This window comes from Chitinophaga pinensis (genome assembly GCF_007896845.1).
Classification (GTDB): domain Bacteria; phylum Bacteroidota; class Bacteroidia; order Chitinophagales; family Chitinophagaceae; genus Chitinophaga; species Chitinophaga pinensis_C.
Genome location: NZ_VOHS01000092.1, coordinates 1 through 9856, shown reverse-complemented (window position 1 = coordinate 9856; position 9856 = coordinate 1). Strand labels below are relative to the sequence as shown.

16 protein-coding genes and 1 tRNA gene are annotated in these 9856 nt (G+C 44.5%); all 17 read left to right on the top strand.

The window, feature by feature from the left end:
• Positions 1-20: 20 nt before the first annotated feature.
• The 17 genes from FEF09_RS32575 (at position 21) to FEF09_RS30135 (ending at position 8928) form a co-directional block, all read left to right on the top strand.
• Complete coding sequence (locus FEF09_RS32575) at positions 21-278, top strand: cytochrome c biogenesis protein ResB (RefSeq protein WP_222597313.1); 258 nt, start codon at positions 21-23, stop codon at positions 276-278.
• Positions 279-455: 177 nt separating this feature from the next.
• A complete protein-coding gene (locus FEF09_RS32570) occupies positions 456-665 on the top strand; it encodes a hypothetical protein (RefSeq protein WP_222597312.1) in 210 nt (69 codons plus the stop codon).
• The gene (locus tag FEF09_RS32565) at positions 637-1263 is read left to right on the top strand and encodes a hypothetical protein (RefSeq protein ID WP_222597311.1); all 627 of its coding nucleotides are present in this window, start codon (positions 637-639) and stop codon (positions 1261-1263) included. Before FEF09_RS32570 ends, FEF09_RS32565 begins: the two co-directional genes overlap by 29 nt.
• A 5-nt stretch (positions 1264-1268) precedes the next feature.
• Positions 1269-2120, top strand: a complete 852-nt coding sequence (gene ccsB, locus FEF09_RS32560; protein ID WP_222597310.1) for a c-type cytochrome biogenesis protein CcsB — start codon at positions 1269-1271, stop codon at positions 2118-2120.
• A gap of 58 nt (positions 2121-2178) precedes the next feature.
• A complete protein-coding gene (locus FEF09_RS30185) occupies positions 2179-2733 on the top strand; it encodes a dihydrofolate reductase family protein (RefSeq protein ID WP_146308606.1) in 555 nt (184 codons plus the stop codon).
• A gap of 74 nt (positions 2734-2807) precedes the next feature.
• A complete protein-coding gene (locus FEF09_RS30180; protein WP_146308605.1) occupies positions 2808-3362 on the top strand; it encodes a TetR/AcrR family transcriptional regulator in 555 nt (184 codons plus the stop codon).
• Between the two features lie 13 nt (positions 3363-3375).
• Positions 3376-4233 (top strand): sialate O-acetylesterase, encoded by an 858-nt coding sequence (locus FEF09_RS30175; protein ID WP_146308604.1) that lies wholly within the window; start codon positions 3376-3378, stop codon positions 4231-4233.
• A gap of 116 nt (positions 4234-4349) precedes the next feature.
• Positions 4350-4423, top strand: a tRNA-Arg gene (locus tag FEF09_RS30170).
• 103 nt (positions 4424-4526) lie between these two features.
• On the top strand, positions 4527-4964 hold the full coding sequence (locus tag FEF09_RS30165; RefSeq protein ID WP_146308603.1) for a hypothetical protein: 438 nt from the start codon (positions 4527-4529) through the stop codon (positions 4962-4964).
• Entirely contained in the window at positions 4961-5266 is a 306-nt protein-coding gene (locus FEF09_RS30160) for a hypothetical protein (RefSeq protein ID WP_146308601.1), read from the top strand. The genes FEF09_RS30165 and FEF09_RS30160 overlap by 4 nt, the downstream gene beginning before the upstream one ends.
• Positions 5267-5274: 8 nt before the next feature.
• Complete coding sequence (locus FEF09_RS30155) at positions 5275-5739, top strand: hypothetical protein (protein ID WP_146308599.1); 465 nt, start codon at positions 5275-5277, stop codon at positions 5737-5739.
• Positions 5697-6521, top strand: coding sequence for a hypothetical protein (locus tag FEF09_RS30150; RefSeq protein ID WP_146308597.1), 825 nt, complete (start codon positions 5697-5699; stop codon positions 6519-6521). Before FEF09_RS30155 ends, FEF09_RS30150 begins: the two co-directional genes overlap by 43 nt.
• A 401-nt stretch (positions 6522-6922) precedes the next feature.
• Entirely contained in the window at positions 6923-7372 is a 450-nt protein-coding gene (locus FEF09_RS32555; RefSeq protein WP_222597309.1) for a histidine kinase, read from the top strand.
• A gap of 157 nt (positions 7373-7529) precedes the next feature.
• Complete coding sequence (locus FEF09_RS32550) at positions 7530-7706, top strand: hypothetical protein (protein WP_222597308.1); 177 nt, start codon at positions 7530-7532, stop codon at positions 7704-7706.
• A 13-nt stretch (positions 7707-7719) separates the two neighbouring features.
• A complete protein-coding gene (locus FEF09_RS32545; protein WP_222597307.1) occupies positions 7720-7998 on the top strand; it encodes a LytR/AlgR family response regulator transcription factor in 279 nt (92 codons plus the stop codon).
• Between the two features lie 62 nt (positions 7999-8060).
• Positions 8061-8375: a LytR/AlgR family response regulator transcription factor gene (locus FEF09_RS32540; protein WP_222597306.1), complete on the top strand. Its 315-nt coding sequence runs from the start codon at positions 8061-8063 to the stop codon at positions 8373-8375.
• 256 nt (positions 8376-8631) lie between these two features.
• A complete protein-coding gene (locus tag FEF09_RS30135; RefSeq protein WP_146308595.1) occupies positions 8632-8928 on the top strand; it encodes a hypothetical protein in 297 nt (98 codons plus the stop codon).
• The last annotated feature ends 928 nt before the right edge of the window (positions 8929-9856 follow it).

Sequence of the window (9856 nt, the reverse complement as noted above, 5' to 3'; positions counted from 1 at the left end):
GATATGAAGATTGATATGGGATAGGTTCCCGGTATTATTATACGCCTTTCTATATTCATCTGGACAAATTCAAGCTTGGAAAATATCCCGGTAGTAATGCACCGTCGTCTTTTTCATCGCAGGTGACTGTCAATGATGCCGGTAGTCTGATACCGTATAATATTTACATGAATCATACACTGGATTATGGTGGGTTCCGGTTTTTCCAAAGCAGTTATGATGCCGATGAAAAGGGAACGATATTATCTGTGAATCATGATGTCACCGGTACAAGCTGACTTATATCGGTTATGTGATGTTGTTTGTTGGCATGTTCTTTACCCTGTTCTGGCGCGGGACAAGGTTTCATATTTTGCGACAACAGTTAAGCGCTGCATCTTCAAAAAAGGGATTGATGATACTCGTTGCCGGTTTGCTATGTGGGGTATCAGGTTATGCGCAACCAGTACCGGAGAATGTACCTGACAAAGCGCACGCCGCTTCTTTTGGCTACCTCGCGGTCCCATATTGATGGCAGGATTGAGCCTGCGAATACGCTGGCATTGGAGATACTCAGAAAACTTTATCGCCATGACAGCTATTATACATTTGATGCTAACCAGTTCCTGCTGGCGGTAACGACGAATCCTGCTGAATGTGAATGTACCGCTGATAAAAGTAAATGAGCGTGGTGGGAAAGCGCTTTTAAGTCGCGTAAAAGCAAATGCAGAGGGATTCACCACTATCATGCAGCTGCTTACGGTGGATACAGCAGGGGAGGCACATTTTTTACTGGAGCAGGAGTATAACACCGCGTTTGCCAGAAGAGCAGCTGATCAGGATAATTATGATAAGGAAGTCATTGAGTTGAACGACAAAATGCAGGTCGTTCAGGCGCTTTTAAGCGGAATGTACCTGCGGATCTTACCTGTTCGCAGTGATAGCAATAACAGCTGGACAGCGGTCAGTCTGATGCAGGTGCCACAGAACAAGGGAGAGGAATTGGTGATGGCCTACTTTCAGGCAGTTCAACATGCGCGGAGAAATGGTGACTGGCACAAAGCTGATCAGGTGTTACAGGCACTCAGCACCTTGCAACGCTCGGCAGGCGCCGCGGTGATGCCTTCACAGACGAAGCTGAACTGGGAGGTCAGGTTCAACTCGTGGAACCTGTTTTTTAAATTGATGTTATTGTACGCAGTAATCGGAACTGTACTGTTGGGGGTATCGTTTGTTGCCATGTTTAAGCGCGGCAAAGTCCTGCATTATTTATCCGGAGTCTGATAACATTGCTGGTAATAGCTGCGCTGTTGCAGATAGCTGGTCTGGTAGTGCAATGGTATATTTCGGGTCATGCTCCGTGGAGTAATGGTTACGAGGCGGTCATGTTTATCAGTCTTATCGGTCTTGTCTCGGGACTACTTTTGTACCGTAATAGTAATTCCTATATTCCGGCTGCCGGAGCATTGATTGCTGTTATTTTAATGGGCTTTGCGCATGGCGGTGCGCAGATGAATCCACAGATCACACCGCTGGTACCCGTTCTGAAGTCTTACTGGCTGATGATCCATGTGGCTATCATTACGGCCAGCTATGGATTTCTGGGACTCAGTGCATTACTGGGCATGTTTGTCTTACTGCTGCATATTGTTAATAATCCGGCGAGAAGGGGCTTTATAGAAAAGTCGTTACGGGAACTGACCATTGTCAATGAGCTGTCGATGATCATTGGAATATTCATGCTCACCTGTGGTACCTTTTTAGGTGGCATGTGGGCAAATGAGAGTTGGGGGCGTTACTGGAGCTGGGATCCCAAAGAAACATGGGCCTTTATATCTGTTATCGTATATGCCTTTGTGCTGCATGCCAGACTTATTCCGGGTATGCAAAGTAAATTTCTGTTTAACTTTTTGTCTGTCGTATCCTTTTCCACCGTCATCATGACTTACTTTGGTGTAAACTATTATCTGTCGGGTTTGCATTCTTATGCGAAAGGTGACCCCATGCCTATACCTGCGTGGATATATACCACCCTGACGGTTGTGGCGATTGTATCGCTAGCAGCTTTGTTCAGGTATAAGCGGCTAAGTAAAGCATTGGGAAGAGCGCAGGCAGCAAGGCGTCCGCAGATATTACCGTAAGGGGTGCCGGAGGATGTTTCGATGTGAAAAAATGGCTAATTTCATAAAAAGCAATCCAATGGGAAGTGTAATCTTTTCAATCAATATGACATTAGATGGCTGTGTTGACCATACTAAGTCAAACAGTGATGAGGAAGTACATGATTACTTTACAAACTTGCTGAAGGGTGTTGATCTGGTTTTCTACGGCCGTAAAACCTATGAATTAATGGTGCCTTTCTGGCCTGATATCGCAAAGAACCATTCCGGCGGAACAAAGTCAATGAATGATTTTGCAACCACCTTTGATGCTATAGATAAAATCGTCGTGTCACGGTCATTGACGCATGTTGATGATCCGAGGACGAGGATTGTCAGGGCAAATCCTGCAGAAGAATTACAAAAATTAAAGCAGGAACCGGGGAAAAAGATTGCGTTGGGTGGAGTCGATCTGGCTTCACAGCTGATTGCACAGGATCTGGTTGATGAGTATTATTTTGTCATTCAGCCGATTATTGTCGGAGAAGGTAGAAGATTGTTAGACATTACCCATTTGCAGCAGCGGCTGCAGTTAAAACTTGTTGCGTCCAAAGTACTTTCATCAGGGACAGTTGCGCTTCATTTTACAAAATAACCAGCTTAGGCGGCATTTTCACTATTTTATAGATTGATGTCACATTGTTGTGACATATTTCCTATTTTTGCGTCATGGACACGAGGCAAAAGATCATTGACGCTGCCATTATCGTCTTAAATGAAGACTTTTCTTCCCCATTAGATAAGATCGCAGAAAGGACAGATTTAAGCCGCCGCACCCTGCACCGGTATTTTACTGACCGGGCGGAGCTGATTGAAGCCTGCCGGGAGGATATGCTACGGACCTGGCAGGCGGCGATGTTACAAGCCTGTGGCAGTACAGAGGATCCCTTACTACAATTAGAGCAAATGTTATATGCCGGGATCGACTGTGGTGTACGGTATATCTTTCTGCATAAGTTGTTAAGTCAGCCAGAGGCCAATAAGGCAACAGGTATTCCGCAAAACACGACCTATGAAACTACCCGGGATAACTGGTTTCAGCTGATTCCTGCACTACAACGCAGGCAACTGATCAGTGAACAGGTAAATGCTGCATGGATAAGACTATTGTTCATTCAAATGATCTCAGTCACTGTACAGGCCTATCAATCGGGCGATATTGCGCAGAATGATATTAAACAACTGGCATGGTATTCTTTCCGTAGAAGCATCGGGATGGAGTAAAACAGCAAAATAAATGATCGCATCTTTTTTATTAATAGGACAATCGAATATGGCGGGTCGTGGTTATCACCATGAAGTACCTGCTATTATCAATGAGGGCATAAAAGTGCTCCGGAACGGCCGATGGCAGTTAATGACGGAACCGGTTCATAATGATCGTTCCAGTGCCGGAATCGGTCTCGCAGGTAGCTTTGGTGCTGCGTGGCGCAAAGATCATCCTGACGAGGAGATCGGATTCATCCCCTGTGCAGACGGTGGTACGAGTCTGGATGACTGGTCACCCGGCGGTGCCTTGTTTGATCATGCCCTCACACAGGCAAAACTGGCGCAACGTAGCAGTACTTTAGCCGGTATACTATGGCATCAGGGAGAAAGTGACTGTTCTCCGGAAAAAGCGTTAGTGTATGAAGACAAGCTAAAGGTAATCGTGGATACCTTGCGACTGGAATTGCATGTCACTGATGTACCATTCATTATTGGCGGATTGGGAGATTTTCTGACCAGTGGTATCTATGGAAACTATTTCGCTGCTTATCCGTTGATCAATGAGGCGTTGTGGCATTATGCCCGGACACAGGCGCTTTGTTATTATGCGACGGCGGCAGGTCTGAGTAGTAATCCTGATGGGTTGCACTTCAATGCGACGTCCTTACGTACCTTAGGTATAAGGTACTATGAGGCATTCCGCACACGGCAACATGTGACGCAGCCTTTAACCGGAGAAGCGGAGATCCTTGCCGCTATTTATAACAGACCACATACGCAGAAAGAGCAGCTCTTTCAACTCGAGCATCGCTTTGCAAGCGGTAAGATTGGGGTGGCGCAGTTTCAAAGTGAACTGACCGGCATACAAAGTGCTTCAACGAAATAGTGTGTCTGTATAGATGGATGCTATCAGTTCAATGGTGAGATCTAATTCTCCGGAATAAAAAACTCTTTTTGGAAGTTTGATTTTTTTTCGCACATTTGCAATCCCAAAACGGGAATGGCTTCGTAGCTCAACTGAATAGAGCATCTGACTACGGATCAGAAGGTTTCTGGTTTGAATCCAGACGAGGTCACAGCAGAGAGGATAGTTACCGGCAGGTAGTTATCCTCTTTCTTATTTTACGGATCATTGCTGTTATTGTGCTACCTTAGTTATAAGTATAAACCCCACCCACCATGAAAAGCACAGCATGGGACCAACAACAATTACCCCAACCAGAAGGTTTTGCCGGGACAGTCCGCACCATTGCAGAACGTATTACAGATCCTATTATTCGCATAGCTGCCATACCGGGCGCATTTATTCCCGGAGTGGGCACTGCGTTGGATAAGCTCAAGGAAGCATTCGGCGTCAATTTATCGGTGTCTACGCCATCCTTTCCTTTAAGTCTGGCGCCACTGGAAGGATCTCCGCCGCCACTCACCGCCCGTGATGGAAAGCGGCCTGTGTTTGTAGATGGCATGAAAGTCTCCTTTACCATTAGTCATAACCGGAAGGGCAATGAACAGATCGTACTGGAGCATGTTGATATTTGTCTCCTTGATATACAGAAAGGACCTGATCCTTTTTTGAGTCTCAGGCAAATGTTGATGCCATTATCGGAGCCGGTATGATGGAGCCACTTCGCTTCTTTGTTGAGCTTACCCACAATGGGCCTATGCCTGCCCGGAGAGCGGTACGTGAAGATGGTAAAACACAATATCTCATTTCGGAAAGCGGTAATTTTTTTCATACTGATCCGGAGATCTACTACACATTTTCATCTTCAGAACCACCACTACAGATAAAGGTGACCGTATCCGCCTCGGAATCCGGTTATTATGAATATTGTTTCCGTTTCTTTTACCGGTTGGATGGAGGAGCGTTACGTCAATGGTGTAGTGACAAGTATTGTATTTACACAAATGTCGGTTAACTATTGTTATGTCAACAAATGAGATGCCCCAAAGAGATGCGCGTAAACGCGACCCCGTATTTGAAGAGAGAGTTGCGCTTATGCGGATGAACTCCATATTCTTCCATGCAGCATCACCCAGACATGCAGCAACTGAAGAAAATCCCCGTCCCTTGCCCGATCATAACCTGATTAATACTTTAAAGCATTTACGTCTGACAGAGGGTTTTAATCTTGTGGATAAGTGGGGGATACGAGACAGTATATGCTTCGCGGCCTGTACCAATCGTTACCGCGCGGATCCGGAGTGGATGCTCACACTCCCTGCAGAAGAATTAAAATGGTTATGCGCGGAGTTTGATATGGTATTAATATCAGACCGGGTGACGCATCACTGGACCAGTCTGAATACGCATGTAAATGTACCGGGCCGTGTTCATTTTCAGGATCTGTGGCCCGAAGATTTTTCTTACTGCCCGGTCGTAATGCATTAGGAATAGCAGCGCAGTCTGATAATGGATTGCATATAGCAGACAAAGAATTTTCGAAAGTGCTGGTTGGTATTACCAGTTTTGATACGCCACAGGTATTTACGCAGCTGATCGCACGATTTCCGCATGAGGCGACAAATGCATGGCTACATTATAGTATTGGCGCAACATTACTGATAAATCGTAATCCAGAATTTTATTCGCTGGCCTTTACTTACTTTAATATAGCTATGAGACAGGCGGCCAGTCAGTCGCTCCCTGATCTGGTCAAAAAAGCTTTTGCAAAGATGTTTTTATCGGCACAGTTGTATGTATACCGGGCAGAAATGTGGAGTCCGAAACTGGAAATTTTCAAGCAACTGATACAGGAAAACTTCCCTGAAGGGGTGATGGATCCTTATCTTATTTGTCTGACGCGGGAGAATTGGGCACAGCTTGGTCATGCAGCGTCACATGCCAAAAACTATGAAATGGCCTTGTTTTGTGGTGTAAGCATTGCAGGATTAGCGCCTGATGATGGATTGGGCGAATACCTGATAGCAGGCAATCTTTTGAGTATGCGTAACCGTAGAGATGCAGACCGGTATGCCAGGCTGAGTATGGAGAAGACGGCAAAAGATCTGGATGTGCAGCAAAAGCAGTTTGACGCTTTGCATGTACAGGACACCCAAAGCAGGTGTTTGCAGATGGAAAAAGTGATGATGGCGGAAAGCCGGATGGAGGAACTGAAGAATATGTTGCTTTGGATAAAAGATAATCAGGGACCGGCAGAGGACTCGCCCTGATTTTGTTGAAAGCAGATAATAGTTGGTTTAATGTGCATCCGCACTGTTGTTTGTCGCCGCAGACCGGTCGTTAATCGACAAAGCGCCTGAAATATCGGCAGATGCATATATTTGATAGTAATATTTCAGGTAATGAAGGCAAAATATCTCCGGCATTTACTTTTTTGGTTTGTTAACATTGCTTTGATCACCGTTATATTTGGTGCGCAGTTGCATGGACATTATCTGATTGCACTGCCTGCAGTACTCATGGTGGTCCCTGTTCATGCTTTTATTTCTACGGATTATCGTACTACATTATTCCCCGGTATTTTTTTCGACACCAGTTTGTCAGATTATTTATAGCCTGTCTGGTCTGTACGATACTGGCCACCTTATTGTTCCGCACAATAGATATTTTGTTGGTAGATCCATTTTTTCAATCCGTGAGTGATGATCCGGCGAATGATTTCAAATGGCGCATTGCCCGGGGCGCATTTGTAGAAAGACTCTTTCAACCTGCTGAAATTGCTTCTGCATTTGTTGGCAGTAATTCGGTCGTCTGGATAGGAGTTTCCATCAAGTTTATTAAAATGTGGTATGAGAAGAGGGATGCGGCCACACAAGCAGAGTTGAATTTCCTTAAGAGTCAGATACATCCGCATTTCCTGTTCAACACACTTAATAATCTCTATGCTTTATCGCTGACACAATCTGCACAGACGCCAGATGTGATATTGGGGCTGTCTAAGATCCTTCGTTATATGTTATATGAGTGCAACACAGCATTCGTGTCATTGGGAAAGATCTTGAAATTCTCAACAGTTATATTGCTTTGGAAAAGATCAGATACGAAGAAAGGTTGGAGCTGAATGTCAATGTTAATCTGGAAGACGGGATGCAGCAAATTGCACCGTTGCTGTTGTTGCCGCTGGTAGAAAACGCATTTAAGCATGGTGTGAGTGAGACCGAAGAGTGTCCTGGATTAATATTGAGCTACGGACAAAGGGAGACAAACTTACCTTTAATGTGTCTAACAGCAAACCGGAGACAGTTCCAGCAAAACCTGCCATACACTATTCAAAGATAGGGCTGGCCAATGTACGTAAACGGCTGGAGCTGTTATACCCGGGCCGCCATACATTGCAGGCCTATGATGAAGAGGATTGTTTCATCTCAATACTGGAAATTGAATTAACTGATTAGTGTATAAGTGATCATGAAGAAGATCAGAACAATTATCGTTGACGACGAACCGCATGCGATAGAAATTATTCAGAAATATGCCGCAGAGTTCTCCGAACTGGAGGTAATAGCCTGTTGCCATTCGGCTTTACAGGCCTTTCGTGTGATGCAGGAAGAGTCAATCGACCTGATTTTTCTGGATGTTAAAATGCCGGTATTAGTGGTATTGATTTTATCAAAAGTCTGTCAAGTCCACCGAGGGTTATATTCACAACGGCTTATCAGGAGTTTGCCGTTGATGGCTTTGATTTAAATGCCGTTGATTACTTATTAAAACCCATCCCCTTTGAACGTTTTTTTAAAGCGATCGGGAAGGTGATTAACGTGTTTAAGGCGCCCGTAGCAGACGAACACAGCATTGCTGAACCATCTGTAGTTAATGCACAGCCTCATTATCTTTATCTGCGCATAGATCGCAGGGTTGTGAAGATTGATACTGCTGATATTATCTGGATTGAAAGCTTTAAAGATTATGTGAAAGTGATATTGAAAAATCAGGTACTTTCTGCAAAGCAAAAGATCAGTGTAGTAGAAAAGTTACTACCTATGGATGATTTTATGAGAATTCACCGCTCCTTTATAGTTCCCCTAAATAAGATAGAAAGTTATAATGCCAATTATTGCAGGTAATGGTAAGGCACTGCCGATCGGCCGTCATTATAAGGCAGATTGCCAGAAGCGCCTCAGGTTATAGGGCTTATCGCTCCTCCAAATAAAATAATGATACCTCCGTCGGACTATCTAAACAGGTCATTTGTCGATATAAGCGGTTATATGCCGACACAGTTTGCGTTTACCGATTTAGGTGCCGAAGTTTGCCTTCGACTTAAAAGTTGATGATGGTCATCAGCTATTCATTCAACCCCCAAAAGGATAATTAAATCGTATGAAGGACACAAACTCCATTGAGCCTGCGGTGGCGACTACGGCTTATCGTGAATATCATGGTGGATATTTTAAGACCCTGGTTTCCCCGGAACAAACAGGCGGAAGTTTTGCTTTGTTGAAATGGTATTGCCTCAGGGATCAGAACCACCTTGCCACGTGCATGAAAACGAGGATGAAACTTTATGTACTGGAAGGCACCGTCAGTTTCGCATTGGCGATAAAACGCATATTGCAGGCCCCGGAGACGTTATTTTTGCGCCCCGCTGGTTGCACACGCATTCAGTATTATCAGTGACAATTGCATTTCATTACACTGCTGACACCCGGAGCTTTCTGGGGGTATTTTATGGAATTTAGTACAGCATCTGCCACTATACCGTTGTCAAAGCCCCGGCCGGACCTCCCCCGGCTGATTTCCTGTTACAGCTGACAAGCAGACTTACCGGCCAATACGCGTAAGGCTTGTTTAAAATTGCCTGCTATAACCGCTACCACATTACTGATATTTTTAAAGGCTTTCATTCACGAACCCCAAAACAAGTTGTCAGCCTCTTTTGCATAAAGCAGAGAGGCTTTTATGTCGTTTTACCAAACCAATTAAGTAGTAGTATTTTGCTACTACTTTTTTTGTAGTTTTGTAGCATTGATTACAATATTGATTGCATGTTTTGTTTCACTATAAAGAGGAGTACGGTATGAAAGCAACACGATGAGATCGGATTGTCCTATCAGCTGTACGCTGGATGTATTGGGGGATAAATGGACTTTACTGATCATGAGAGATCTGTTATTCTTTGAGATTAATTCCTTGGTGAGTTTCTCCTTTCGGATGAAAAGATAGCAAGGACCATCCTTGCAGACAGACTGGATGAACTGGTAAAGAATGGGTTTATTGTCAAGGAGGTTTCAACCGGTGAATAAATCGAAGTTCTTGTATTATCCGACGCAAAAGGGTGTGGATCTGGTGCCGTTGTTGCTACAATTGGCTGCCTGGAGTGAAACGCATAATGCTGCGGTTGTCAATCCTAAAAATGAGGTGGCGGCTTTTAAAAATAGCATGGAAAGGCGATGCGAAATCTCAGAAAGAGGATCAGGAATTGAGTACGTGTATAATTACAATCAAATGGAAGCGCATAAGGAACTAGTAATAAGGATATGCCATCGCCTGTAGTGCGATCAGGATTATTGCCAGTGATACAGGTGTGGTAGCTATATTATGAGAG